Source organism: Tolypothrix sp. FACHB-123 (assembly GCF_014697075.1).
In the GTDB taxonomy this organism is placed as follows: domain Bacteria; phylum Cyanobacteriota; class Cyanobacteriia; order Cyanobacteriales; family Nostocaceae; genus Aulosira.
Map to the genome: position 1 here is coordinate 97,682 of NZ_JACJRE010000006.1, position 26,468 is coordinate 124,149.

Consider the following 26,468-nt stretch of genomic DNA (forward strand, 5'->3'; position numbering starts at 1 on the left):
CAGAGATAAGAGATTAAAGATTCTTCAATTTTGAATTTTGAATTTTTATCTGTCTTTCTACTGCCAGACTGATAGCTATAAACAATACTGTTAATCCTTGAATCGCGTAAACTACTGTCACCGGCACGCCTGCACTACGCTGCATGACGTTCGCACCACTGCGCAGGGCGGCAAAAAATAAGGATGTGAGGATGACACCGAAGATGCTACCACGACTTAAAAAAGCGATCGCAATGGCGTCAAATCCATAACCTGGGGAAATTTGTTCAAATAAGCGGAATTTTAATCCCATTACTTCACAACTTCCAGCTAATCCTGCTAATCCTCCGGCTAATGCCATCACTAACATAATTGTTCGTTCTACGGAGATGTGAGCATAACGGGCGGCTATTGGGTTTTGTCCAATGGCGGTGATTTGGTAACCTAAGGGCGATCGCTCTAACAATACCCACAATATCCCGGCGGTAAGTAATGATAATAAAATTCCTGCATGAGCTAGGCTTTGTGGTAATATAATCGCTAGGCGGGCGGTGTTGGCAATTAGCGGCGAATAAGGGCTAGGCGCACCAGGAGCCATTAAAGGATTTTGCACGAGATAGCTAACTAAATTCACTGCAATATAGTTGAGTAATAAGGTGGTAATTACTTCGTTTACTCCCCGTATGGCTTTAAGATAACCGGGAATCCAACCCCAAACTGCACCAAACAGAAATCCGGCGAACAGTGCTAAGGGAATATGAATGAAAGCAGGTAATCCGGTTACATATAAACCAATTAAAGTACTGCCTAATGCACCTAAATAAATTTGTCCTTCGCCACCAATATTAAATTGTCCAGCCCGCAGTGCTACTAATACTCCTAAGCTGGTGAATAATAGCGGTGTCATTTTCGTGAGAGTGTTACCAAATCCAAAATAGCTAGAGAGGGATTCTTGAAATAAAGCTGTGTATGCGGTAAGGGGATTTGCCCCAGCCATGAGGATCAGGATAGCACCGACAAACAAAGCAGATGCGATCGCTATTAGCGGTGATAGGATTGGTAACAGGAATTTCATGCAATTAATTGCGATTTTTAGCTTTGGAGAGAGGATGTTTTATCCATTTCATTAACTTGAATTGCTGAAATCTCATCAGCAGTTAAAGTCACTACCTTACCATCCTTCATAACTCTAATTGATTGTCCAAGCTGGCGATGTCTTTCAATCGCGGCTGTAATTGCTGCTTTGACTCCAATATCAATTTTGCTAGATAGAAATTCTAATTCTCGATCATTAGTCATTTGTTATTTTTCCTTGTCCCCCTTGTCTTCCTTGTCCTCCTTGTCCCCTTCCTTCCCCAGCCATCAATAAACCAATCTCTGCTACTGTCGCTGTAGCTGCATCTAAAATAGCGACAAACTCACCTCTATAGATTACGGCAAGGCGATCGCTCATTGCCATGACTTCTTCTAACTCGGTGGAAATATACAAAATTGCGGCACCGCGATCGCGTTCTGCTAAGATGCGACTATGTACGGCTGCTGTTGCGCCAACATCTAAGCCGCGTGTGGGTTGCATCGCGATAATTAACCCTGGTTCTCTCGCTAATTCTCGCGCTAATACTACTTTTTGCTGATTTCCTCCCGATAGCTGACTGACTTTGATATCTTTATCTGTAGCGCGGATATCAAATTCTTGCATTGCAGCTTGGGCATGATGCGCGATCGCTTTTTGTTGTAACAGAAATCCGCGACAAAAGGGCAAATATTTAAAAGATTTTAAAATTAAGTTTTGGGCAATGCTAAATTGCATAATTAATCCCATTGTTTGTCTATCTTCTGGGATGTAACCCACTATGCAAGGTTGATGTGTAAACTTTATGTTACCTTGCTTTACTTTTCGTAACCCTGCTAACGCATCAGCTAATTCTCTTTGTCCATTTCCATCGACACCAGCAACGCCCAAAATTTCACCTTTGCGCAGTTCAAACGAGATGTTATTTATAGTTGTAATTCCTCTATCATCTGCAACTTGTAAGTTTTGTACTGCGAGGATAACTTCTTCTGGAGATGTGGAAAGTTTATTTAATTGTAAATCTACTTCTTTTCCTACCATTAATGCTGCTAATTTTTGGGGTGTGGTAGATTTAGTTGCTGTTGTCGCTACTACTTTTCCCTGACGCAAAACTGTGACTATATCGCAGAGGTTCATTACCTCTTCTAATTTGTGACTGATAAAAATAATTGTATTACCTGCGGCTGCGAGTTGACGCAAGATAGCAATTAATGATTTTACTTCTGGTGGTGTTAATACTGCTGTTGGTTCATCGAGAATTAATAACTTAGCTTGGCGGTAAAGTACTTTGAGAATTTCTACTCGTTGTTGTATTCCTACGGGTAAATTCTCTACCTTCGCTGTCGGATCTATTTCTAATCCGTAAGCTTGAGATAATGCAGCGATTTCTTGGTGTTTCTGGTGCAAATTTAATCGCCAGCTTGGTTTTGTACCTAAGATAATATTTTCTGTAACAGTTAACTGCGGTACTAGCATGAAATGTTGATGAATCGTACCAATACCTAATTTAATTGCTTGATGAGGCGAAGTGATTTTGATTGCTTGTTCTGCAAGATAAATTTGTCCTGCATCTGGTTGGTAAAGTCCGCTAATGATATTCATTAAGGTACTCTTACCTGCACCATTTTCCCCTAGAATGGCATGAATACCGCCAGATTTAACATTGAGGCTAATCGCGTCATTAGCAATAAATGAACCGAAGCGTTTAGTAATATTTTCTAAGCGTAAATAGTTCATACAAATAAAAATTATCCGTATATTGTAGGGTGTGTTGTCGCGTAGCGCAACGCACCAACACAATATTAGTTAGTAAATTTATTCTGCTACTTTCTTGACGCAGCGTGTATCTTTACCAGCTTCCTGACAATCTGTAAAAATAATTTTCTTCTCAACAATATCGTCTTTAGCATTTAATACTTGTTGCTGTACTACTTCTGGTACAATCTCTCCGAATTTGCCTAAAAATAGAATATCTGCTCTTTCTAAACCAATTGTATATATTTGCCCTTTGATTTGTTTTTTATGAGATAAGTCTGCCAAATAAGCTATGGCTAAATTTAAGCGTTTGACTGCACTAGTTAACACGGCTTTGGGTGCTATATCTAATTGATCGTTGGTATTGCCAAAAGCATATACGCCCTTTTCACTAGCAGTTTGTAAGACAACAGCCGAGGCATTATCTAACCATTGATAGATGACATCAGCGCCGGAAGAAATAATTGCTAAAGTCGCTTCTTTCGCTTTGGCGACATCATTCCAATCACCTGTGAAAGTAGAGGTAACTTGAATATTTGGTTTCACAGATTTTGCGCCTAATTCAAATCCTCTCAATTCTCCTTCGGTTGCTGGAAATTTTTCACCTGCAATATAAGCTAGTTTATTCGATTTAGTCATAGAAGCGCCGATAATTCCACATAAATAACTGGCTTGCAAATGATCTATTCTTAATGAGGCAATATTTTCAGCTTTGAGATTACCATTTACCCCCACAAAAAAAGTTTGGGGAAATTGTGGGGCGATTTGTTCAATTGCAGCGTCAAATTGTCCGCCATGTGCAAAGATAAGATTGTAGCCTTTACGGGCAAAATCGGTGAGAACTTCTGTTTGATCGGCTTGCGCTACCTTTTCCACATAGGCGATTTCTGCATTTAGCTTTTGCTTGGCGAGGGTGACTCCTTCATAGCCAGATTGATTCCAAGCTTTATCGGTAATAATTCCCGGAAGTGCGATCGCTATTTTAAACCCTGAAGTACCACCCGCAGCAGTTGTTGTTGTCGCGGTTGGTGTTGTTTGGTTACTACTACAAGCTTTCAGCATTAAGCTAGTACCTAACGCTGCTGAACCAAACCAGATAAATTGACGCCGATTCAAGTTCTTTGTCATAACTCGCTTTTTGCTAGATACAAATTTTAATTACCTCAACACTCTAAAGTCGTAAGTAAGATTTTGGAAGCAGTGTTGCAAATTTTCTCACTGGAGAGTGAAGACAGAATTAGTTTAGCCAACAAAACTAAAGAAATGTCTGTCAATCGAGAATTAGGCGAATCCTATGTACAAAAATAAGGAACTTTGGCGCGTCATCCTCGCAGTATCAATAATTATCGTCGGCGTGACGCATTTTGTTTTCCCTCAACCTTTCGTCAAAATTATGCCGCCACAACTGCCATATCCCTTAGGATTAGTTTATCTCAGCGGCTTTTATGAAATTTTAGGCGGTATCGGCTTATTAGTTCCCCCTGTAAGTCAGGCTGCTGCTTGGGGATTAATTTTGCTATTTATTGCGGTTTTTCCGGCGAATATCAATATGGCAGTCAATCATATTAAGATTGAAACCATACCTTATTCAGATTCACCTTGGTTACAAGCAATTCGCCTTCCCTTCCAAGCAGTTTTTATCGCTTGGGCTTGGTGGTATACCAAACCTTCAGATAAAGAAAAACAAGCGTCGATAATTCCTAAATCTCTGATTCCTCAAGAATTAGATTGGTAATTTTTCTAAAAATTATGAGTACATCACAAACAATACAGCAATTGCAGGCGAAATTAATTACACCGGAAAACTTTCAACCTTACGGACAAGTGATTTTTCCTAGTGATGATGGTAAGGCTTTTGATGCGGAAGATGCGCAATTAAATCTGCAAAATGGTACGCCGCGATTTTATATTATGCGCTTGCATCGTAACGGGCGCAAGTTTCATAAAATTACGCGCCACGTACAATGTACTCAATGTTTAGGTTCTTTAGCTGGGAAAGATTGGTTTATGGGGGTTTGTCCACCTCATAATGAATTAGATGTACCTGTGTTAGCAGAAATTGCTGCTTTTCGTATTCCTGGCAATTGTTTTATTAAATTAAATGTAGGTACTTGGCACGCTGGCCCTTATTTTGACCATGAGTTTGTTGATTTTTATAATTTAGAATTGAGCGATACCAATGTGGTAGATCATTTTACTCATGATTTTTTTCAGAGTCATCAGTTAAAGTTTGAGATGGTTTAGTATCAAAATTCATCCTGATGTTGATTTCCTGCTATCGAGTGTTATGGCTGGCGATGAATGATGAATTGAATTATTAATAGATCCGCGCTATGCAGGGTTTAGCAGTGCTAAATCCCTGTGGTAGATGTGTTTTTACCATGTGATGCAAAACATTGCGATCGCAATCTGATACCAATCAGAAACAAGAATCAGCCAAACATACAGCCAGAAATCCTTATGCTATCTGGCTTTTTTAATTTTGCATGGGTAGACTAAGTTTTTCAAAGTTTGCGGTAGGTTGCAAATTAAACCTGAGATAATATGCTTTTGCGTATTGTTGCTGTGAAATATTGCAGATATCTCAGAAAGTATATGTTCAATAGTACCAAAAGAAACCCTATTGTCTTAATTCACGGTTACTCAGCTTCCGGCGAATCTTTTAAAGTCTGGGAACAAAGATTATCCGCGCGGGGTTATGATGTTTCCACTATCCATATTTGTAGTTATGTAACGCTAACTAACGAAGTTACAATTAAAGATATTGCTGAAGGTTTTGATCGCGCATTATCTGTAGATGGACGTTTAAAGGAAGATGAAGAATTTGATGCGATCGTACATTCAACGGGGATGCTAGTTATTCGTGCTTGGTTAACAGCATATTCCAATCAGCGCAAGAATCGCCTCAAACATTTAATTGGACTCGCACCTGCAACTTTTGGATCTCCCTTAGCCCATAAAGGACGCAGTTGGCTAGGCGCAATGTTTAAGGGAAATAAAGAATTCGGCCCTGATTTTCTTGAAGCAGGAGATTTGGTACTCGATGGTTTGGAATTGGGTAGTAGGTTTACCTGGGATTTAGCCCATAAGGATTTATTGGGTAGTGAAACTTACTATGGCACCAAAACTGACACGCCTTATGCATTTACATTTTGTGGTACCAATCCCTATAGCGGATTAGCAAGATTTGTTAGCGATCCTGGTACTGATGGTACTGTACGCTGGGCAGGTTGTGCTTTAAATACGCGCAAGATTGTTTTGGATTTAACCAAGCAACCACACCAAGGACAACGCATCGATTTTGATGGTTCGAGTAATGGCGGGATTGCACCTACAGTATTGGTGAAGGGATTAAATCACAACACAATTATGAGTAATCCTAGCACCGAACTAGTCGATGCAGTTTGTGAGGCGCTGCAATTCTCGGAAACAGATAATATTTGGGAATGGTACGCCAAAACTAGCGAGAAACTCACACCTAAGGATATTACTCCTTGGCAGCAATTTGTGGTGCGTGTAGTTGATGAACGCGACGATCCCATTCCTGACTACCATATTCAGATATATACCCAAGGTAGCGATGATTTTCAAGCGATTGAAAGTTTTGGGGTAAACGTACATACGTATAGTGGCGATAAGAGTCTGCGCTGTTTCTATGTCAATCTCAATGGGATTTTAAATCCTGACAATTTGCAGCAAACAATGTTGCCAAATTTAATTATCCGCGTCATTGCTTCCTCTGGATCGCAATTAATAGATTATCTAGGCGTGAATAATTCGGGACAGTGGGATGCGCAAATGAATATCTCATCTTTGCTGCGCGATTCTAAAATTAAGCTGTTTTGGCCTTTTACTACGACTTTGATTGAGCTAAAACTAAATCGGGAACCGCGCCCAGAAGTAGCTAAGTTTTTGCAACGAATGGCGAAGTAACTAGGTAAGGAAAGGGTTGTATGTTGCTCCCATGCACAGGATGGGAGCGAATATATAGAAGGTGAGAGAAAGAATGCGATCGCACGCTAAGTAAATTTTGATGTACTCATACTGATTTTATAGTACAAATATACTAAAATAGACGCGACGTTGTCTATAGCCTGCCTTGAGCAGTTTAAAACTATGACTAATGTATTTCAACAGCATGGTGCTTTTAGTTGGTGTGAGTTATTGACTAATAACACCACAGCTGCAAAAGAATTTTATAGCCAACTCTTTGGCTGGACAATGAAAGACCAACCTATACCTGAAGGTGTTTATACAGTTCTTAAAGCAGCTCATCAAGAAGTAGGTGGGATGATGAAAATGCCAGAGGACAAGTCTGATATCGCACCTTACTGGGGTGTATATGTGACAGTCAATGATGTGGATGCTACTGCCAAACAAGTGGAAGAATTGGGAGGAAAAGTTTGCTTTGCGCCGATGGATATACCTGATGTAGGCAGGTTTGCAATGATTCAAGACCCTCAAGGCGCTATACTGTCAGTGATTAGTTATAACGCAGTGATGTAACTAATTAGACAGATTTATTGCTAACTCTAAAGATGCGATCGCATTAGATAGACGCCTAAGCCAGAAAGGAAAGTGACTTCTTGGCTTAGACATCCAACTAACTAATTAGTTAGCAAAATGATACCAATCAAAATACTGTAGAGGTCACGGTCATGCCATACTCTGATAATCTCTCGCCTTCTTGTTTCAAATTGGTATAACTCTATTAAAGCGGTGCTTGCACCAAACCAGCACCGACATCTAAGGGGTCAAAACCAGCGGCTAATCTATCAACTTTGGCTTCACCAATTAATTTTGCAGTCAGTTGAATCACATCAATCCGATCTGTTGAGCTTAACAGTCTTTCTGCCCAAAGAGCTGCAATACCTGCAACATGAGGAGTTGCCATACTTGTACCGTTAAGATTTCTATAGCCACCACCTGGCCAAGCTGAATAGATAGCAACACCAGGAGCGCTAACATTAGGCCCGCTATTGGAAAAATCAGCTACTGTCAAAGCATTATTGGGTTCGCCGGCAGTTTTCAGCGCCCCTACAGAAACAATTCCATCAGCTGCGGCTGGGGGTGCAACATTTAATTCGTAATTCTTATTGATATTACGCTTACTCTCATTCCCGGCAGCAGCGACGATTACAGTTCCTTGAAAGATGGAATTACGCGCACTTGTCAGTGCAGCCAGCTTATCAAACAGGCGTACATTTGCTCTGTAACCTTCTAGGGCAACAGATGTAGCCAAATCTGCTGGATAATTTAACTCTTTGATGTAGTATTCCACTAATCCGGGGAAATCTAAACCAAGGGACATAGAAACAACATTTGCACCTTGGTCTAATGCCCATAATATTGCGCGATAAATTTGCTCAGTCGAGCCACTACCTTGGGAATCCAGCACTTTACCAATTAATGCACGTTGGATACCCGGTGCCACACTGAAGCGGAAACCATTAGTTACCTGACCAAAAATTGTACCTGCACAATGAGTTCCATGACCGTTAGCGTCTCCATTACCTTCACCGGTAAAATCTTGCTGTATGAGTTCAACGCCTCTGAAAGCTTCATGGCTAGAATCTATACCACTATCGAGAACTGCTACAGTTACACCTTTGCCTGTATAAGGACTGCGATCTGCATTGGTAACCTTAACGCCCCATGTGACTCCAGTTTGATTAGTCGCTTCTACTTGCTCGCTGTTTGTTGGCTTAATGAGCTTAACTGGCATAGGCGGTGCGATACTCACAACTTGTGGATCGCGTCGCAATTCCCCTAAATCGCCCTTGTCAAGGGATTCGATATCAATTCGCGGCACTGAAGTTGCTAAATTGCGGCGAGACTCCAGTAATAGCGATCGCCCAGAGAATGGCTCGCTTAAGTCTACGCGGCTAGTATCACGAAGAATGATATATTGACCTGGTTTCATAGTTTTTATGCAAAAAATAAGTCCTCTTCTTTAAAAGTCTTCAGCTCGTTTTGAATGATTTCCGCACTAAAAACCTGATAAAAGTCTATTTTCAGTATTTAATCTTTACTTAATGTCTTGATAGTTGCAATTAGGCAGAATAGTAAAGAAATTCTTATTTTGGGCAACAGAAAACTTTGAGATCTCTACCTAATCAAAAATATTGATAGTTAGATAACATTGTCAGCCGATGCGATCGCATTATAATCGCGGATCTACGGGTTCGCTTTCTAATGCTAAAATCCCGAAAACGCATTCATGGACGCGGCGCAAAGGATTATGATTGACAAATCGCTCTAATGCTTCTAAACCAAGGGCAAATTCGCGCATGGCTAGGGAACGTTTGAGAGATAATCCCCGTTGACGTAGGCGTTGCAGATTCTCTGGGCTGGTGTATTCTGCACCGTAGATAATGCGCAGATATTCCTGTCCCCGGCATTTTACTGCTGGTTGGACAATTCCGCGATCGCCTTTAATCATAAATTGCATTGGTTTAATTACCATCCCTTCACCGCCAGCTTGGGTAAGTTCTTCCCACCAATGAATCCCTTCGGCTTGGCTGCTAGGATCTGTTAAATCGATGATTTTATAAGCTGTGGCTAAGAGTAAGGCGGAATCTGCTTGGCAAATTTTAGCAATTTGTTCTATATGCCAGCGATGGTCTTTATCTGTATGTACAGCGCCTTCGGTTGCTAAGATATGGAAAGGCGCTAGCTTAAAGTCAGTAATATTGTTCACTGTCCAGCAGTAACGGCGATAAGCTTGGATATATTGCTGCGCCATCTCTGCACGTTGTTGGTAGTGGGTGAGGTGGTTGGTAACATCCACACCGCGATCGCTTGCTTGTTGTAACAAAGATACGGCATCATTAAGAGATACAAGGGATGCTACGCCCACAGGTGCATATTGCGATCGCAGTAATCCTTGCGCTTTCGCTGACCAAGGCATTAATTCACAATCTAAGCATACCCAGTCTGTATTAAATGTTTCCCAAAAATTACTTTGAGTAAGGGCGGTATTAACTCGCGCCAAAAGTTCTACTTCTACTGCTGAATCATCGAAAAATCTTCTTCCCGTGCGGGTATAGCAAATACCAATACCTTCATTTACTACCCCAAAGCGTTTTTCTGCCGCCGCTTCGTCACGACAAACAATGACAACTGCCCGCGAACCCATGTGTTTTTCTTCGCATATCACCTCAGTAATATCTTGGCTTTTGTAATAAGCAAAAGCTTCCTGGGGATGTTCTAACAAACCCGGTAATGCGGATGTCGCCACTGGGGACATGGTAGGGGGTAGATAAATCAGCCATTTAGGATTAGCCGCAAACCGACTCATCACTTCTAAGGCTGCGATCGCATTTTCTTCGCGAATGGTAATGTTAGATTGCAGTCGGGTATTAATGATCCGCTTTCCTAACACATCTTCGATATGCAAGACATCATCTAATTCTTGCTGAGATGTCCGCGTGAAAGTATTTTGTACTAAAGGTTTCACAGGTTCGCAGTAAGTTCGCGCCGCAGGTATGCTTACCAATTCTTTTTCGGGATAGCGCAAGGCTGTTAACTTACCGCCAAAAACGCAACCTGTATCAATATCAATGGTATGATTCAGCCATTCCGCTTCCGGGACTGGGGTATGTCCGTAAACTACCATTGCTTCACCGCGATACTCACCCGCCCAATTAAACCGCACAGGTAAGCCAAATTCATCAATTTCTCCTGTAGTTTCACCGTAAAGCGCAAACTCTCGCACCGCACCGGAACCCCTTCCTTGCATTTGTTGCTTCATCCCCGCATGGGCGACTACCAGCTTTCCATCATCAAGCAAATAGTGGCTAACTAGAGAATCTAAAAATTCCCGTAATTCTTGAATGAAAGGTTCCCGCACCGCATCAGGTAAAGCTTCTATTTCCTGCAAAGTTTGCTCTAACCCATGATTCACCCGGACATTCTTACCTCGTAGTTTCCGCAGTAGCTTGTGTTCGTGATTACCAGGAACGCAAATCCCCGTACCTGCTGACACCATATTCCGCACCAGCTTGACTGTATCTAATATGCGGGGGCCTCTATCTACTAAATCACCTAAAAATACTGCTTTGCGTCCTTGGGGGTGATGGTAGGTAGGAAAATTCCAAAGTGATGCAGATAATTCTTCGCCTGTGCGCTGTACATAACCTAACTGTTGTAATAACGTTTCGAGTTCATCGCCACAACCGTGAATGTCACCGATGATATCAAAGGGGCCGTGTTCGTGTTTGAGGTTATTCCACAGGCGTTGACGTTCAATTTCTACGGCGTCGATTTGTTCGAGAGAATTGAGGGTGTAAACGTAGCGAAAACCTTCCTTTTCTAAACTGCGTAGAGAACGGCGTAACATTTGGGTATGGCGACGCACGACATGGGAACCAAAAGAGCGATCAGTTCTTTGTTGGTTACGGGCATGGCATAATTCTTGTGGGACATCGAGAACGAGTGCGATCGCAAAACAATGGTACTCTCGTGCCATTTGTAACAATGGTTTGCGGTCTTCTGGTTGGACGTTGGTAGCATCGATTACAGTCAATTTACCTGCTGCTAATCGTTTGGCGGCGATAAAATGCAGCAGTTCAAAAGCGTCGCTAGTAGCAGCTTGATTATTTTCATCATTAGAAACCAACCCGCGACAAAAATCTGAAGATAATATTTCAAATGGTTGAAAATGTTTGCGGGCGAATGTTGATTTACCAGAACCAGAAGCGCCGATAAGTACAATTAAAGAAAGTTCAGGAATAGTAATTTTCATAATTTATTATTAGTCATTTGTCAGAGACGCGATGAATCGCGTCTGTACAATTATCCTCCTTGTCCTCCTTGTCCCCCTTCCCTTCCTTAGATACGCAACGATGGGATATTTTTAGATATTCGGTGCGTTGCGCTGCGCGACAACACACCCTACATTTATTTCTCAATAAAATTACGAGATTAATTCAGCGATAAATTGGCTGTATTCATCCTTCATTTTTAAATCTAAATCGCGCTTAATACGTCGTCTTGTCGCCGGAACAATTTCCGATGTAATTGGGTTAAATCCTTGCTTTTCGTAAGTTTCCCAATATAGCCCAATCCCGCGTTTATGCCAATTAGGAATTTGATTAAAATTAATTCCATGTTGAAATAATAATTCGTTTTTCTCAGCTACAGATAATCCTTTCATCATGCTGGTGGCTTGGGTGGCATTTTTGCCTTCTCCACGCAAACACCAATAGCAATGAGCATTCAAAGCGTTTCTGTGGGCGTCTTCATTCCGCCAGCGAAAATAATTGACTACTTCTGTGGGATTGGGAAGCTGAGAAATGCGACAATCAAAGCAGCCTAAAGAACCTAACATTAAGGAAAATTTGGCGCTAGCTTCACTGGCTAAAACTGAGTTGAGTTTTCTTAATTTTCGCCCGAAGGTATTTTCGTTGTAAGCAAATAACAAAGATATTTCATCACTTTGGGTATAACCATAAGTGATATCAATTCCGCAATTCATTAAATGTTCGACAGTTTCTAACATCAAATCGCGAAAGCGGATATCAAAAGGTGCTTCAAATTGATGTACTTCTTTTGTTAGTCTTGTAAAACCTCGACCATCTAATCTAGCTACAATATAAATTCCTGGCAACACACAATGATCGTGTGCTGTTTCAAATATCCGCATTCTACTATCAAGTTCATCAAATTTCATGCTGCCATTCCTCTACAATAAATGAAGAATTTAATTCTGGTTTCACCGTATAAATTGCATCAAACCCTTCTGTCCAAGTAGGTAAAACTAGCTTTTTATATGTTGCTAATAATCCGACTAAGGGAACAATTTGCTTAGGTTGTCTTTGATTATTTCGCTGTTTACAATCTTCTAATGCAGCCTGAAAATAGTAACCGACAATTTTAAAACCTTGGGCTTTGGCTGGAGTAATATAACGCTGTCTCTCTTCAATAGTAGGATTAGTATTATCTACCACAAAAGGTTGTTTACCTGCTAAACAAGCTTGGAGAAAAATTTGCTCTCGATGGCGGGTTTTGAGCATATCTAGGTTAATACGAATGTGGGTGTTAAAGAAGTTATTTCGATAAAAAGTAGATTTACCTACGCCTTGAATACCGATAAAAATTATTGCTTCCATTTATTTAAAAAGGCAGAGGGCAGAAGGCAGAGGGCAGAAGTAATAGAAGATATTTTTTGCACTTTGTTATGGAGGTGATTGAAGAAAGACAGAGGGTAGATGGCAAAGGGCAAGAATTTTACATCTCACCGCATTTAGAGGTAATAAATTTATTTATGGAAAAGAAAAAAGATATTTTACTAACTAAAAACCATGAACTTATTTATAAAGTTTACCTTCTGCTCTCTGCCTCCTGCCTTCTCAACAACTAAACACCGCCATTTGTGTAGGCGAACCTACATCTATATCTTCCACGCCCACGTTTTGAAATTGCACCGTATAACCAAATTTTTCCGCCGCATTATTTCCCCATGTTTGAAATTCTAAGCGCGTCCATTCAAAGCGGTGGTCTTTATGTCGCAATTTACCAGCAGGTAGGTTTGTGAATTTCACGTTATATTCAATATTTGGTGTGGTTAATACTATTGTTTTTGGACGAGCAAATTCAAATAAAACTCGCTCGAAGGCTGACAATCTTGGTAAATCTAAATGTTCAATTACTTCAATAACTGTGGCTGCATCATAATCTTTAAATCGTTTATCTTGATAGGTAAGTGCGCTTTGAATTAGCTGTAAACGTTCCCATTGATTGCGGAGAAGACGTAAACGATCTAATCTTTCTTGGGCAATTTCTAAGGAACGATGAGAAACATCTACGCCTGTAATTTTGGTAAAGAAGCTATCTTGAAGTAACATTTTTAAAAGGTTACCTTGACCACAGCCTAAATCAATTACTCGTTGAGCAGTGCTTTGTTTTAAAGCAGCAATTACCGCATTCATGCGCTGTTGATTTAAGCTAATGGGTTTTTCTATGATCGCTTCTTCTTCAGCATGGCTTTCTTCTACACTATCAGGATCGGGGTTATCTTCTTCTGCTAACTGTGCTAAAGCTTCGCGAGTTAAGCGATGTTGACGCTTGAGGTAACGTCTGGTAATCTGCGATCGCGCTGGATGTGTTGTTAACCAGCCTTCACCATGACGCAACAATTTCTCGATTTCATCATCGTTTACCCAGTAATGTTTATCGTCATCTAAGACGGGAATTAATACGTAAAGATGACTCAATAAATCGCTGAGAGTGATGGTATGCTGCAATTCCACCGTAAAATATTGGCTCTGTCCCCAATCAGGAAATTCCTCATCTAATGGGTAACTTTGGGCACTTACTGTATAACCCAAAGGTTCAAATAATAACCGCAGAAAACTTTCCCCACCGCGACAAGGTAAGACAGAAATCTTTGCTACTAAAGGTATGGGAGTTTGCGCTAGTTCTGGTTTATCCTTACAACGACCGGCTAAAGCGGTGCTAAATACCTGAGCGATCGCTACACTTAAAAATGAAGAAGCTACATAAGGGCGATCGCTCACATATTGTTCTAGCCTAGCACCCTTTCCCCGCACTAACTTCACCGGATCGACATCCAACAGCAACGCCGCAGTACAGCGTTCTGGCTGCGCTTCGGGGTAAAATACATACGCCTGTCCAAATGTCAAAGAAAAAGATTGACAGCGTTCTGGGTGCTTATGGAGTAAAAAACCTAACTCCGTTGCTGGGGTATGTGTGGTGGCGATCGTTAGTAGCATTCACTTATGTATAATTCTCAACAGTGGGCATAAGTTATTAATACTGTTTTAGATTCAGCGATTACGGAAAAAATAGTCTTGTTGTATCAAAATGTAAAGTTAGTAATTGTATTATTTTTTGGCAATATGTGACAAAAATATGTATTTACCAGGAAATAGGCATGACATATTTAGTATATGAATGTGTTATATCAAAAAGCAAAGGAAAATCTCTATAATCATCATATATTCATCTAACAAAGGGAAAGTTTATACTATTTTTAAAGCTAATTTGCTATAACTATACTGGTTACATTGCTTTTAATAAAACTGCGCCAACTTTCCTGAATTCTTTCCTTGGCGCACTTGGCGTTCTTGGCGGTTCAGTTTTCTTTATTTATTGAGAACGTAACAATGAAATTTTCCAGCTTATTCTTTTTAGTTATCATCAGTGCGATCGCCGGCACAAAAACAGCCTCTGCTCAACAACAAAATCTCTTTCTCACACCAGTAGAAAATCATCAAATTGGCGTCACAGAATTAACAATCCAAGACACTAATCAAGCAGCTAATTTAGCAACAGAAGCAGCCACCATTGATAGTAAGTGGCAAAACGTCATCATTCAACCCACTAATAGTTTGCTACCAAATAGCAATAAAATTTCCGTCATCCAGCAACAAGGATGTCAAAAAATGAATCCTTTAGAGTTTCTAGAAAATCCTGGGGCTGCATTTGAAAAATGTCAGGAGCTAAACAATAATCAAACCCCTCCCTCTAGAAGCAGCGAACCAATTGAATATTTAAAAGTACCGAAATTAGATTCCGGTATTAGCGTCACCGTCACCCAATTTTAAATGGAGGAAGGCAGAGGGCAGATGGCAGAAGGCAGAAGGTAAAATAAGAAATGGAAAAGCTGCAATTATTTATAGATAAAGTTGGGTCGCAATGAAGAATTGAACTTTACTGTCAACATTATTATCTAAAAATTACACAGCTAAAATTCTACCTTTTTGAGTATAGCCGCCTTCTGCCTCCTGCACACTGAGCGGAGTCGAAGTGTGCCCTCTGCCTTTCTTGCTAAATAGGAGCCTAATACCAATGGTTAAAGTTGTCACAATCAACATTTTATTTGAAATAGATTTATGGGAGCGACGACGACAATTATTAGTAGAAGGATTGAAAGCAGTTGAGGCAGATTTAATTGGATTACAAGAAGTTAATTTACAAGCAAATACAGCAGCTTGGCTAGCAGAACAGCTAGAAATGCCTTATGTATATTTAGTATCTTATCAAGAGCGAGTTGCTAAAATTGGCATTGAGTATGGAATTGCCATTCTCAGCCGCTATCCTTTTATACAGCAAGCCCAACTTGATTTAAAAAGTCAAGGAAGACTGGCGCAATATGTAGAAGTAAAAATAGGCGATCGCTCTATAATATTTTGCAACGGACATTATTATTGGCAACCTGGTTCCACACCAGAACGGATGAAGCAGATACAGTTATTAGTCGATTGGCTGGGTAAGCTACCACCAGAAATCCCCATTATCGCCGTCGGAGATTTTAACGCTACTCCCGACACCCCCGAAATTACATTCATCCGCGAAAAATTTACCTCAGCTTACGCCAGTTATCATGGCGAAGAACCAGAATATACTTGTCCTACGCCTTTGGTGAAACCCAACCGCAGCTTGTCGCGTAAAGTTGCACTGAGGTTACTGAATTTGTATGCTAATCGCACCTGGAAACCTTGGCGCGGTACTCTGGATTACATATTTATTAGCAATAATTTGACTGTGCGCGACTGTCAATTGATTCTTACTGAACCTGCGCCGGAGAATTCTAATATTTATCCTTCAGATCATTTTGGCATTGCGGCTGATTTAGGTTAATGTTTCGTTTTCCATCCCCGTGAGGGGTAATGCAATACGGTTCAGTTAAGGATAATTGTAGGTTGGGTTGAACGCAGTGAAACCCAACAAGCGACCGGAAATGTTGGGTTTCGTTCCTCAACCCAACCTACGCCATTTTAAGATTTTTGACGCTAACTGAACCGTATTGCACCCGGAGGTGACGGCGAAATGTTGGGATTTTGAGTATTCTCAAACTGGGGTTTGCTTTCTCATGACGCGATTTGTTTACTAATTACGCAAATTGTTTTCTCAAACTGGGGTTTGCTTTCTCATTTCAGTATATTTACCAAGCAAAAGTTAATATTGCTTTCTCAAACCGGAGTTTGTTTTCTCATTTCGGTATATTTAGCAAGCAAAAGTTAATATTGCTTTCTCAAACCGGAGTTTGCTTTCTCATTTCGGTATATTTAGCAAGCAAAAGTTAATATTGCTTTCTCAAACTGGAGTTTGCTTACTAATTTTCAGTATATTCAACACCTTTAATCTTTTGACCAGTCAACCGTCAACCGTCAACAGTCAACAGTCAACAATCAACCGTCAACCATTGGTGCTAGAAATTGAAAAGGAGCATGAAGGGGTAAAATAACTATGAATGCACAGGGGTCACAAGAACTAAAGACAAATCCGCGCGATTGGTCATGGCCTTTTTGGTTGGCTGTACCACTATACCCCTATAGCAAACGGCGAACAATTCGCACTGAAGTAGTTAAAGATACTATCTGGACTTTTGACCAACTGCACGGCATTCTCTACACTATCGTGCCAATTCGGATGACTGTAGTTAAGTTAGAAGCTGGGGGTTTATTTGTCTATGCACCTGTCGCTCCAACTGCTGAATGTATCCGGCTAATTAATGATTTGGTAGCAAAGCATGGTGATATTAAGTACATTATACTTCCTACTAGTTCGGGTTTAGAACACAAAGTATTTGTGGGGCCTTTTGCAAGACGCTTTCCCCAAGCACGGGTTTTTGTTGCGCCCCATCAGTGGAGTTTTCCGCTAAATTTACCGTTAAGTTGGCTGGGTTTTCCCCAAAAACGGACTCAGGAACTCCCAGAAGACAGTAGCCAAGTTCCTTTCGCAGATGAATTTGACTATGCGGTGTTAGATATTAATTTGGGAAGGGGTTCGTTTGGTGAAGTGGCAATTTTTCACAAGCGATCGCGCAGTCTATTACTTACTGATACCATAATCTCTGTATCTGAAGAACCACCTGCGATCGCTCAATTAGATCCCTACCCCTTATTATTCCATGCTAGAGAAACTGCCCAAGATGCGATCGCAGATAATCCCACCAATCGCCGCAAAGGATGGCAAAGGATTTCCTTATTTGCCATATACTTTCGTCCTAGCGCTGTAGAAATTACCAACTTAGGCAATATGTGGCGTGATATCTTGCAAGCCCCAAATCGCTCAAGACAAGCTTATTTTGGTTTATTTCCCTTCCGATGGCAAGAAAATTGGCAACAAACATTTGCAGCCCTCAGCAGTCATGGGCGTCCCTTTGTCGCCCCAATTTTACAAACCCTAATTCTTCCCCAAGCACCAAAAGCAGTACTTGACTGGGCTGATAAAGTTGCAAGTTGGGATTTTCAACAAATTATTAGCTGTCATTTTGATTCGCCAATTAAAACCAATCCCCAACAATTTCGCCAAGCATTCGCTTTCTTAGAGAAAAATTCTTTTGTTAACCAAACCCTACCAGAAGCCGATTTAAAATTTATTCAAGAACTTGAAGCTAATCTACTGAAACGCGGTATTGCTACACCACCGAAAGATAAAGTATAAAATTACTCAATTACAACAATACAACAAACCCATCATCGGGGCAGAGTCTCCCCCAATTAGTATCAATTTTGATGTTTTGTAACACTTACATCAGTCTGATTTCAATTGCATTAAAACAACAAAAAATATAAGCTATGATTCAAAAATTCTAGATTGCAAAAGGGGAAAATCAAACGTAACTTTTGAGCCAGCCAATTATCCAGCTTGTCTTTATGCGTCTTAGCTCACCTGTTTTGCGTTCCCTATTGCTTTTGAATTAAGTGTAAGGAGTGTTAAGGTGACTGACCACAGGATAGGACAATTTTTACAAGTAATAACTATAGTAGTTATTGCTACTAGTGGTTTAGCCCTAGGCATACTGAAGAGTGGACTAGACTACACAAAAATCATCAAACAACCAACTCCTAAAAATGCCAAGTTTCAAAATGCTGTACCAGCACCCGCTAAAAACTTAATAGTAGAAGTACCACAGACATGGCAAGGACAAACTATTTATCATGCCCAGCTTAAGCCAAATCAGAAAGTAATTGCTTTGACTTTTGATGATGGCCCAAACCCTAAACACACTGTACAAATATTAGACATTTTAAAGAAAAATCATGTCAAAGCTACATTTTTTGTAGTTGGGGCAATGATGCAAACCTACCCTCAAATTGCTAAACAAGTAGTAGCTGAGGGTCATGAACTAGGCAATCATACTTGGAATCATTCCTATCGTCGCATGGATCGCCCTACCGCGGCGAGCGAAATCGATCGCACAGGAGATATTATTTATCAAAATACAGGGGTAAAAACTGCTTTATTCCGTCCCCCTGGAGGCTACCTTAATAATGGCTTAGCCGACTACGCCAAAAACCAAAAGTATGTAGTCATGATGTGGTCAAGTCTTTGTGGTGATGCTGACCGTCATACACCACAGGTAGCAGGAATGGTTAATAATGTATTGAGAACCGCCAAACCCGGTGCAATTGTGCTACTACATGATGGTGGTGGTAATCGTTCTCGAACTGTGAAAGCCTTACCACAAATAATTGCTGGTCTGAAAGCGAAAGGTTATAAATTTGTTACTGGTTCAGAACTATTAGAAATCCAAGCCAAAGAACAAGCTACAACCATCAAAGCTGTACCTGCGGTCAAAAAAGATGGTAAATCTCAATGATTGTTGACGGTTGATGGTTGACACTTCGACAGGCTCAGTGCGGCGCGGTTGAGGGTTGAGGGACATCCAATTTTTTAAATACCCAATAAATTTGTAGTGGGAGCATCTTGCTCGCTTTTTAACATTAGCGAACAAGATGCTCCCACTACGGAATATGGGTAATTTATTTTTTGTAAGCCTGTTAAGAGTTCCCTACTTACAAGTCAGCCCCTCATGGGAAAAACCCACAACCAAGCATGAAAATCTGTCTTTCCCATGCCCAATGCCCAATGCCCCATGCCCATTTTCAAGTTAGACCGTCATGTGATAAATCACACAACGAGAGCATGAAAATCTCTCTGAACAGTCAACAGTTAACTAGCAACGTGGTTTCATAGCTTAATTTTTCAAGAAAAAGCTTCTAGCAGGTCACTAGAAGCTTGTCAAACTATTGCTTGGTAATTGCAGTATATGCATTTCTCCCTCAGAGTCTCTTCTACTAGAAGCATTAGGCTGGAGGTTAATGTACTGCATCTTAGTATTGATTTTTATGAAGCAACTTTTGAGACACATAGATTCTTCTGATATGTTTTATAGACAGAATTACTACAAAATGCAATCTGTCTAATTAATGACATTGCAAGGATATTTTCATGCAATCTCAGAATGTACCAAATTATTTGCCGCAAGCAATTCTAGTGACACTTTTCTGTTGTTTACCATTTGGAATTGTGGCGATTGTTTATGCGGCTCAAGTAAATACCAAATTACAAGTGGGAGATTATGAAGGAGCAATGCAAGCTTCCAAAAGTGCCAAAACCTGGTGTTGGGTATCTTTTGGGTCAGCATTAGTTTTCTTTGTCATATATATTCTCTTCATCATTGTGCTTTCTTCTGCATCACAAATAAGATAAAAGCTATTTATTGCATTAAACAAATGAACATAATTTCACATCGCTCATCTACTGTGTCTATAAAGACTTTAAAAGTGATAACTCTTACAGGCGTTATCGTTATAGCCACAATTATTTTATACTTTTTTAATCCCAGCAGTTCTTCAGTTTATCCCCCAAGTCCATTTCGGGCGTTGACTGGTTTATATTGTCCCGGCTGTGGTACCTTACGAGCCTTACATCAATTACTGCACGGAAATATACTCAAAGCTTTTGAGTTGAATCCTTTAATGATGGTAGCAATGCCATACTTGATTTATTCTTATATATCCTACAGTGCGCCTGTAATTCTGGGCGTAAAAGTTCCCCAGGTTTTCATCAAGCCTAACTGGATTTGGTTGATTTTGAAAATTATTTTGGGTTATTGGGTGCTGAGAAATCTTCCCTTTGCTCCTTTCTCTTGGTTAGCACCTTAATAATTCGTAATTCGTAATTCGTAATTCGTAATTTATGAGTAGGGTGTGTTGTCGCGTAGCGCAACGCACCATTAATAATGTAAATAATTAAAGCGACACATCAATATATTTTAGAGGGCACGGCAGTGCCGATGCCCCTACAATTTGTCACATTCTTTTTTCCAATTGGTATAAGTTTGTGTAAATAAACCCAAATATATTACAAAACTCTTACCAATGAACAATGACAGCCTTTGCCAGTTATATTTAATTGCACCGACCTACTTACTTTAATTTCAGCAATGACAGCGGAAAAAATATTATTGCAACCTGGCACTTTATGGCAAAGTGTGAAAGAACGGACTGAGTATGCTTTAAATTGCGGCGCATTGCTGTCGATACCGACAGAATTTGAATTTGTTGAACAAGATGGGGTGAATTTCTTGGTGAGGATTTTATCTAATCTTGTGCGTAAGGATGCAGCCAAGAAAAAACAAACTCAACAATCTGTTGCAACTGGTAAAGATTTTAATCCCTTTTTACCCTATGACGAAGATTTATTTGTCGCCAATATTTCTGAAACTCATGTCTGCATTTTAAATAAGTTTAATGTTGTTGACCATCATCTATTAATTATTACTCGCGCTTTTGCAGAACAGGAAAGCTTACTCACCCACGAAGATTTTGCAGCGATGTGGGCTTGTTTGGCAGAGTATGACGGTTTAGTGTTTTATAACGGCGGTCAAGTTGCGGGTGCAAGTCAAAGACACAAACATTTGCAGATGGTTCCGTTACCATTAACCACCGCAGGTGTAAGCATACCGATTCAGCCTTTATTTAAAACAGCAAAATTTGAGAATGCGATCGCTACTTTACCAGGTTTACCATTTAAACATGCCTTTGCTACCCTAGACCCCAGTTACTCAGCCACAACCACATTAGAACTGTATCGCGCCCTACTCCAAGCTGTCGGTATCAACGCCATCAACGATAACATGCAATCTGGGGCGTATAATTTATTAGCTACAAGAGAATGGATGTTGATTGTAGCGCGATCGCAAGAAGAATACCAAGGCATTTCCGTTAATTCCTTAGGATTTGCAGGTGCGTTACTAGTGCGTAATCAAGAACAAATGCAACTCCTCAAGCAGCAAGGGCCAATGAATATTTTAAAAAGTGTGGCGATACCCACAATCCAAAGGTAGAAACCATATTTTTGTGTTAGCTTGGGCAGCATCAATACTACTTTATTCACGAAACTTTGCGCGCGAATTTACCGACTTTGATAAGTTGTCATTGATAGGGGGATGCAAAGCAATAATCAATCACAACTGACAGCAGGCGCGCCAAGCAACTAAAAACCCCAGGAGATTTTATGCAAGCCCTAGACCTAAAATGGATACGCGCCCAATTTCCCGCCCTCACACAAACTATCAACGGTGAACCAGTAGTTTTTTGTGATGGCCCCGGTGGGACTCAAGTACCCGGTGCGGTGCTTGATGCTATCAGCGATTATTTAGTGAGGTCAAACGCCAATTCTCACGGGGTTTTCCCTACCAGCGTCCGCACAGATGCATTAATTACGGCGGCGCGTGCTGCTAGTGCCGATTTGCTAGGATGCCATAGTGATGAAATAGTATTTGGTGCGAACATGACCACCCTCACCTTTAGCATTAGCCGCGCTATTGGGAGAGAACTGCAAGCAGGTGATGAAATTATTGTGACGCGGCTTGACCATTACGCCAATGTTTCTTCTTGGTATGCTTTAGAAGAAAAGGGTGTAATTATCAAGGTGGTAGATTTTCATAGCGAAGATTGCACCTTAGATATGGCTGAATTGGAACGGTTGATTAATCCCCGCACCAAGTTAGTCGCTGTTGGTTTTGCTTCCAATGCAGTCGGGACAATTAACGATATCGCCGCTGTGGTTCGCCTCGCCCATGCGGTAGGAGCTTTAGTATTTGTTGATGCCGTTCATTACGTACCTCACGCACCAATTAACGTCCATGCTTTAGGTTGTGATTTCCTTGCTTGTTCGGCGTATAAGTTCTTCGGCCCCCATCTAGGGATTTTATATGGCAAACGCGAACATTTGGCGCGATTCACTCCGTATAAAGTTAGACCAGCACCCGATGAAGTACCATCGCGTTGGGAAACTGGAACATTAAACTTTGAAGCCTTAGCGGGATTAGTAGCGGCGATTAACTATTTAACAAAACTTGGCTGTCATGTTTCACCTTCCATTGATAGCGAATTAATTTCCGCCTTAATCGCAGCCGATAAAGAAGGTATCGAAAAATTTCACTGTCCCAGCTTCCTCACCACACCAGAACAATCTGCAACCGCCATCACATCGGCTTATCATAGCCGTCGCGCGGCTTTAGTGGCGGCGATGTCAGCAATTCAACAATATGAAAGAGAATTAAGTTACAAATTAATTCCCGGATTGCTAGGGATTCCCGGCTTAGTGTTATATGGAATTACCAATCCAGAAAAATTTACTTCCCGCACTCCCACAGTCGGATTTAGATTAGCCGGACAAACACCGGAAGCAGTTGCCAAAGCATTAAGCGATCGCGGTATATTTGCATGGTATGGTCATTTTTATGCGATCGCTCTTACAGAAAAACTCGGCGTAGAAGCTACCGGCGGCTTAGTGCGGCTGGGATTCACCCACTACAACACAATGGAAGAAGTTGAGCGAGTATTACACGCTTTAAAAGAAATTGCCGTGTAATCATCAACGTAGGGTGTGTTGTCGCGTAGCGCAACGCACCATGAATGTCGAATTTAGACAAACTCTTTTTCCAGTAACAGCAATTAAAGTTATTGTCAAAAAATAAAGACTGCCTCAGCAGCCTTTATTTTTAACTATCAAAATACAACAAATTGCCAAAGAATTTTAAATTGCCAACTTCTCACCGCGAATCGAATAATCCAACAACTCCATCGGATGAATCACCGCAATATCCTTACCTTGCAAATGCAAATGCTTAGTAATCTGCAACGTACAGCCAGGATTAGCCGAAGTAATTAACTCAGCACCAGTATTCAGCAAATTCTGCACCTTTTGCTGTCCTAATTCTTCAGCAACTTCTGGTTGCAACATATTATAAACACCCGCACTCCCACAACATAAAGCCGCATCTAAAGGTTCTTTTAACTTCACCCCAGGAATTTGGCGCAATAACTGACGCGGTTGGACGCTAATTTTTTGTCCGTGTAACAAATGACAAGCATCTTGATAAACCAAATTCACAGGTTTATCGGTAATTGGTAACAGTTTCGCCGTTAACCCCACCGTTGCTAAAAATTCTTGGGCATCTTTCACCTTAACCGCAAATTGCTGCGCTTTTTCCCGATATTCTGGGTCATCAGCTAAAATATGACCGTATTCTTTCAAAGTATGCCCACAACCAGCCGCATTGATAATTACGAAATCGACATCAGTTTTGCCGAAACTATCAATCATTTGTCTGGCTAAAGCCTTCGCCTGTTCGGTTTGTCCTTGATGTTCCGGAAGCGCCGCACAACAACCTTGAGATTGAGGAATTACAACCTCACAACCATTCGCCGTCAACACCCGTACCGTTGCTTCATTCACAGGCGAGAAAAATAGCCGTTGTACGCATCCCAAAATCACCCCAACTCGGTAACGCTTCTCACCTTTAGCTGGAATCACCGTCGGTAAATTATTTTGAAAAGTTTTCAGCGTAATTTCTGGCAGAATTGATTCCATTGCTGCCAATCGAGGAGAGATATTTTTGAGTAAACCTGTAGCGCGCACTAATTTAGATAAACCCAACTTTTGATAAGCCATCAAAGGCACAAGTAATATTCTCAAAATATCGGGATTGGGAAATAGAGAAAATATCAATTTCCGCACCAAAGTATCTGGTAGACTGCGCGTATAATTGCGTTCCACTTGGTGACGAGTAGCCGAAATTAACTTGTCATACTGCACCCCAGAAGGACAAGTTGTCACACAAGCCAAACAACCCAAACAAGAATCAAAATGTTCTACAGTGGCCGTATTTAGAGCAATTTCTCCCTCATTAATTGCATCCATTAAATAGATACGCCCTCTAGGGGAATCCATCTCTTTACCTAATACCCGATAACTCGGACAAGTCGAGAGACAAAATCCACAATGTACGCAACTATCAATTAACTTTGGTTCTGGTGGATGATTAGCATCAAACCCCTGTAAATTCTTCAAACTTGCCGTATTATTAACAGAATTTTCGGAAACTTGCATATTATCTTTTGTCATTAGTCATTAGTCATTGGGAATTGGGCATTGGGCATTGGGCATTGGGCATTGGGTATTGGGCATTGGGCATTGGGCATAGCTATTTCTCCTCTGCTCCCTGCTCCCTGCCCTTATTTCAAATCCCACCCACAAATCGACCAGGGCTTAAAATATTCTTGCTATCAAACTGTGATTTAATCTTACGCATTAATCCTAAGGCATTACCCTTATATCCCCACACATCAAGCTTTTCTTTCACTGTCGCTGGTGCTTCTAAAATAGAGAGAAACCCATTTTTAGATTGACAAATCTCCCGTATTTTCAAAGCTTGTTTTTGATTATTTAAACATAACAATCCCAAACCACTACTAATGTGGATTGTGCCCATTTCTACTTGAGTTAACACCTCAAAAGCCCCAGTCGGTAATACTCCTATTTTGCAAGTAATGGGAAAATTTGTGGCAGCAGAATGTATTTGTTCTGGCAATCTCTGCCATAGATTAGCTTCATCTTCAGCTTGATATATTGTCCCTTTTAATCCTAATTCTTGCCCAACTTCCCACAAACGGTTGGCTTGTTCGTTGACACTCTCACTAATACTTTGAAACCGCGCGATTAATCCTAACCCTGTACCTAAACCAAGGTTAGATACTAGCTTTGTCGATAGTAAATCAGCTTGGGTGGGTGTTAACGCCGAACCGCGCAAAGTCGCCGCCGCCTGTGATATCATTTCCGCTGCGCCAGTTAATACCACCGTTGTGGATGCTTCTTGTTGTGGATAAACTCGAAATGTGACTTGGGTAATAATTCCTAATGAGCCGTAAGAACCAGTAAATAACTTCATCAAGTCATAACCGGCAACATTTTTCACCACTCTCCCCCCAGCTTTGGCGATTTCACCATCAGCACGGACAAAGCTAATCCCTAACAACTGATCCCTTACACTACCATAACGCTGTCTCAGGGAACCTGTATTAGCAGTAGCGACGATACCGCCAATTGTGGCAGAATTGGGTGCTGTCGGATCAAGGGCGAGAAATTGGCGAGATTTAGCTAAAATTTCTTGGAGATGGGAAAACTTCATCCCCGCTTCTACTGTCACCGTTAAATCACCTACGGCGTGTTCAATGAGGCGATTGATGCGTTCTGTACTTACTACGACATCAATGTTTTGCGCTAAACCGCCCCAGCTAAGTTTACTAGTACTACCACAGGGAAGGATACGCCAATTTTGCCGATACGCTTGTGCAACAATGGTGGCTAGTTGTTCTTGGGTACGCGGATAGACAAGACAACTGGGAGTTTTACCCACAGCCATTGCTTTTTGGATAGAATCTTTAAGCTTGGGGTCAAGATTTTCCCAAGGATAGACAGCATTTTCTTCATTGACGATAGATGCCAGATAAGATGCGATCGCATTCATCAGTTTATTTGTTACGCCTTATTTCTAATTTACTGGTTAATTTCACTAAAAAATTGCTGAGTGCGTTGATTTTACAGCCCTCAGTTC

The 26,468-nt window shown here is 40.9% G+C and carries 23 protein-coding genes; 12 read left to right on the top strand and 11 right to left on the bottom strand.

What is annotated here, in order from left to right; all coding sequences use genetic code 11:
- Positions 1-13 precede the first annotated feature (13 nt).
- The 4 genes from H6G41_RS06265 to H6G41_RS06280 form a co-directional block, all read right to left on the bottom strand.
- Positions 14-1,054, bottom strand: a complete 1,041-nt coding sequence (locus H6G41_RS06265) for an ABC transporter permease (RefSeq protein ID WP_190744634.1) — start codon at positions 1,052-1,054, stop codon at positions 14-16.
- 17 nt (positions 1,055-1,071) lie between these two features.
- Positions 1,072-1,278, bottom strand: a complete 207-nt coding sequence (locus H6G41_RS06270) for a hypothetical protein (RefSeq protein WP_190744636.1) — start codon at positions 1,276-1,278, stop codon at positions 1,072-1,074.
- Complete coding sequence (locus tag H6G41_RS06275; RefSeq protein WP_190744638.1) at positions 1,271-2,788, bottom strand: ABC transporter ATP-binding protein; 1,518 nt, start codon at positions 2,786-2,788, stop codon at positions 1,271-1,273. Before H6G41_RS06275 ends, H6G41_RS06270 begins: the two co-directional genes overlap by 8 nt.
- A gap of 78 nt (positions 2,789-2,866) precedes the next feature.
- Positions 2,867-3,934, bottom strand: coding sequence for a BMP family protein (locus H6G41_RS06280; protein WP_190744640.1), 1,068 nt, complete (start codon positions 3,932-3,934; stop codon positions 2,867-2,869).
- A gap of 166 nt (positions 3,935-4,100) precedes the next feature.
- Here H6G41_RS06280 and H6G41_RS06285 point away from each other — a divergent pair, with 166 nt between their 5' ends.
- The 4 genes from H6G41_RS06285 (at position 4,101) to H6G41_RS06300 (ending at position 7,312) form a co-directional block, all read left to right on the top strand.
- The gene (locus H6G41_RS06285; protein WP_190744642.1) at positions 4,101-4,541 is read left to right on the top strand and encodes a DoxX family protein; all 441 of its coding nucleotides are present in this window, start codon (positions 4,101-4,103) and stop codon (positions 4,539-4,541) included.
- A gap of 14 nt (positions 4,542-4,555) precedes the next feature.
- Positions 4,556-5,050 (top strand): ureidoglycolate lyase, encoded by a 495-nt coding sequence (locus tag H6G41_RS06290; RefSeq protein ID WP_190744644.1) that lies wholly within the window; start codon positions 4,556-4,558, stop codon positions 5,048-5,050.
- A 351-nt stretch (positions 5,051-5,401) separates the two neighbouring features.
- Positions 5,402-6,739 (top strand): triacylglycerol lipase, encoded by a 1,338-nt coding sequence (locus H6G41_RS06295; RefSeq protein ID WP_190744646.1) that lies wholly within the window; start codon positions 5,402-5,404, stop codon positions 6,737-6,739.
- Between the two features lie 183 nt (positions 6,740-6,922).
- Positions 6,923-7,312: a VOC family protein gene (locus tag H6G41_RS06300; protein WP_190744648.1), complete on the top strand. Its 390-nt coding sequence runs from the start codon at positions 6,923-6,925 to the stop codon at positions 7,310-7,312.
- A gap of 205 nt (positions 7,313-7,517) precedes the next feature.
- Here H6G41_RS06300 and H6G41_RS06305 read toward each other — a convergent pair whose 3' ends face one another.
- The 5 genes from H6G41_RS06305 to H6G41_RS06325 form a co-directional block, all read right to left on the bottom strand.
- Positions 7,518-8,729 (bottom strand): S8 family serine peptidase, encoded by a 1,212-nt coding sequence (locus H6G41_RS06305; RefSeq protein ID WP_190744650.1) that lies wholly within the window; start codon positions 8,727-8,729, stop codon positions 7,518-7,520.
- A 240-nt stretch (positions 8,730-8,969) separates the two neighbouring features.
- Positions 8,970-11,552, bottom strand: a complete 2,583-nt coding sequence (locus H6G41_RS06310) for a polynucleotide kinase-phosphatase (protein WP_190744652.1) — start codon at positions 11,550-11,552, stop codon at positions 8,970-8,972.
- Positions 11,553-11,723: 171 nt separating this feature from the next.
- Positions 11,724-12,479: a tRNA(His) guanylyltransferase Thg1 family protein gene (locus H6G41_RS06315; protein ID WP_190744654.1), complete on the bottom strand. Its 756-nt coding sequence runs from the start codon at positions 12,477-12,479 to the stop codon at positions 11,724-11,726.
- Entirely contained in the window at positions 12,469-12,918 is a 450-nt protein-coding gene (locus H6G41_RS06320; RefSeq protein ID WP_190744656.1) for an ATP-binding protein, read from the bottom strand. The genes H6G41_RS06315 and H6G41_RS06320 overlap by 11 nt, the downstream gene beginning before the upstream one ends.
- Before the next feature lie 240 nt (positions 12,919-13,158).
- Positions 13,159-14,541 carry a 3' terminal RNA ribose 2'-O-methyltransferase Hen1 gene (locus tag H6G41_RS06325; protein WP_190744658.1) on the bottom strand — a complete coding sequence of 461 codons (1,383 nt, stop codon included), beginning with the start codon at positions 14,539-14,541 and terminating at the stop codon, positions 13,159-13,161.
- Between the two features lie 393 nt (positions 14,542-14,934).
- Between H6G41_RS06325 and H6G41_RS06330 the strand changes: the two genes are divergently transcribed.
- From H6G41_RS06330 to H6G41_RS06365, 8 genes are all read left to right on the top strand, one after another.
- Positions 14,935-15,375: a hypothetical protein gene (locus H6G41_RS06330; protein WP_190744660.1), complete on the top strand. Its 441-nt coding sequence runs from the start codon at positions 14,935-14,937 to the stop codon at positions 15,373-15,375.
- Between the two features lie 244 nt (positions 15,376-15,619).
- The gene (locus H6G41_RS06335) at positions 15,620-16,411 is read left to right on the top strand and encodes an endonuclease/exonuclease/phosphatase family protein (RefSeq protein WP_190744662.1); all 792 of its coding nucleotides are present in this window, start codon (positions 15,620-15,622) and stop codon (positions 16,409-16,411) included.
- A gap of 609 nt (positions 16,412-17,020) precedes the next feature.
- Positions 17,021-18,220: a DUF4336 domain-containing protein gene (locus H6G41_RS06340; protein ID WP_190744664.1), complete on the top strand. Its 1,200-nt coding sequence runs from the start codon at positions 17,021-17,023 to the stop codon at positions 18,218-18,220.
- Between the two features lie 277 nt (positions 18,221-18,497).
- Positions 18,498-19,379: a polysaccharide deacetylase family protein gene (locus tag H6G41_RS06345; RefSeq protein WP_190744666.1), complete on the top strand. Its 882-nt coding sequence runs from the start codon at positions 18,498-18,500 to the stop codon at positions 19,377-19,379.
- 632 nt (positions 19,380-20,011) lie between these two features.
- Entirely contained in the window at positions 20,012-20,272 is a 261-nt protein-coding gene (locus H6G41_RS06350) for a CD225/dispanin family protein (protein ID WP_190744668.1), read from the top strand.
- A 23-nt stretch (positions 20,273-20,295) separates the two neighbouring features.
- Positions 20,296-20,727, top strand: coding sequence for a DUF2752 domain-containing protein (locus tag H6G41_RS06355; RefSeq protein ID WP_190744670.1), 432 nt, complete (start codon positions 20,296-20,298; stop codon positions 20,725-20,727).
- Between the two features lie 281 nt (positions 20,728-21,008).
- A complete protein-coding gene (locus H6G41_RS06360; protein ID WP_190744672.1) occupies positions 21,009-21,911 on the top strand; it encodes a DUF4922 domain-containing protein in 903 nt (300 codons plus the stop codon).
- Positions 21,912-22,081: 170 nt separating this feature from the next.
- Positions 22,082-23,443, top strand: coding sequence for a cysteine desulfurase-like protein (locus H6G41_RS06365; RefSeq protein WP_190744674.1), 1,362 nt, complete (start codon positions 22,082-22,084; stop codon positions 23,441-23,443).
- Between the two features lie 165 nt (positions 23,444-23,608).
- On the opposite strand, the gene H6G41_RS06370 is transcribed toward H6G41_RS06365, so the two are convergent.
- Together H6G41_RS06370 and H6G41_RS06375 are read right to left on the bottom strand one after the other, a co-directional pair.
- On the bottom strand, positions 23,609-24,964 hold the full coding sequence (locus H6G41_RS06370; protein ID WP_190744800.1) for a (Fe-S)-binding protein: 1,356 nt from the start codon (positions 24,962-24,964) through the stop codon (positions 23,609-23,611).
- Positions 24,965-25,094: 130 nt separating this feature from the next.
- A complete protein-coding gene (locus H6G41_RS06375; protein WP_190744676.1) occupies positions 25,095-26,381 on the bottom strand; it encodes an FAD-binding oxidoreductase in 1,287 nt (428 codons plus the stop codon).
- Positions 26,382-26,468 lie beyond the last annotated feature (87 nt).

Excerpts from the sequence above, each read along its gene's own strand:
- H6G41_RS06360 (WP_190744672.1), top strand. The coding sequence starts at position 21,009 with ATGACAGCGGAAAAAATATTATTGCAACCTGGCACTTTATGGCAAAGT.
- H6G41_RS06270 (WP_190744636.1), bottom strand. The coding sequence starts at position 1,278 with ATGACTAATGATCGAGAATTAGAATTTCTATCTAGCAAAATTGATATT.
- H6G41_RS06325 (WP_190744658.1), bottom strand. The coding sequence starts at position 14,541 with ATGCTACTAACGATCGCCACCACACATACCCCAGCAACGGAGTTAGGT.
- H6G41_RS06335 (WP_190744662.1), top strand. The coding sequence starts at position 15,620 with ATGGTTAAAGTTGTCACAATCAACATTTTATTTGAAATAGATTTATGG.
- H6G41_RS06310 (WP_190744652.1), bottom strand. The coding sequence starts at position 11,552 with ATGAAAATTACTATTCCTGAACTTTCTTTAATTGTACTTATCGGCGCT.
- H6G41_RS06275 (WP_190744638.1), bottom strand. The coding sequence starts at position 2,788 with ATGAACTATTTACGCTTAGAAAATATTACTAAACGCTTCGGTTCATTT.
- H6G41_RS06365 (WP_190744674.1), top strand. The coding sequence starts at position 22,082 with ATGCAAGCCCTAGACCTAAAATGGATACGCGCCCAATTTCCCGCCCTC.
- H6G41_RS06355 (WP_190744670.1), top strand. The coding sequence starts at position 20,296 with ATGAACATAATTTCACATCGCTCATCTACTGTGTCTATAAAGACTTTA.
- H6G41_RS06305 (WP_190744650.1), bottom strand. The coding sequence starts at position 8,729 with ATGAAACCAGGTCAATATATCATTCTTCGTGATACTAGCCGCGTAGAC.
- H6G41_RS06300 (WP_190744648.1), top strand. The coding sequence starts at position 6,923 with ATGACTAATGTATTTCAACAGCATGGTGCTTTTAGTTGGTGTGAGTTA.
- H6G41_RS06295 (WP_190744646.1), top strand. The coding sequence starts at position 5,402 with ATGTTCAATAGTACCAAAAGAAACCCTATTGTCTTAATTCACGGTTAC.
- H6G41_RS06340 (WP_190744664.1), top strand. The coding sequence starts at position 17,021 with ATGAATGCACAGGGGTCACAAGAACTAAAGACAAATCCGCGCGATTGG.
- H6G41_RS06265 (WP_190744634.1), bottom strand. The coding sequence starts at position 1,054 with ATGAAATTCCTGTTACCAATCCTATCACCGCTAATAGCGATCGCATCT.
- H6G41_RS06350 (WP_190744668.1), top strand. The coding sequence starts at position 20,012 with ATGCAATCTCAGAATGTACCAAATTATTTGCCGCAAGCAATTCTAGTG.
- H6G41_RS06280 (WP_190744640.1), bottom strand. The coding sequence starts at position 3,934 with ATGACAAAGAACTTGAATCGGCGTCAATTTATCTGGTTTGGTTCAGCA.
- H6G41_RS06290 (WP_190744644.1), top strand. The coding sequence starts at position 4,556 with ATGAGTACATCACAAACAATACAGCAATTGCAGGCGAAATTAATTACA.
- H6G41_RS06370 (WP_190744800.1), bottom strand. The coding sequence starts at position 24,964 with ATGCAAGTTTCCGAAAATTCTGTTAATAATACGGCAAGTTTGAAGAAT.
- H6G41_RS06315 (WP_190744654.1), bottom strand. The coding sequence starts at position 12,479 with ATGAAATTTGATGAACTTGATAGTAGAATGCGGATATTTGAAACAGCA.
- H6G41_RS06285 (WP_190744642.1), top strand. The coding sequence starts at position 4,101 with ATGTACAAAAATAAGGAACTTTGGCGCGTCATCCTCGCAGTATCAATA.
- H6G41_RS06320 (WP_190744656.1), bottom strand. The coding sequence starts at position 12,918 with ATGGAAGCAATAATTTTTATCGGTATTCAAGGCGTAGGTAAATCTACT.
- H6G41_RS06330 (WP_190744660.1), top strand. The coding sequence starts at position 14,935 with ATGAAATTTTCCAGCTTATTCTTTTTAGTTATCATCAGTGCGATCGCC.
- H6G41_RS06375 (WP_190744676.1), bottom strand. The coding sequence starts at position 26,381 with ATGAATGCGATCGCATCTTATCTGGCATCTATCGTCAATGAAGAAAAT.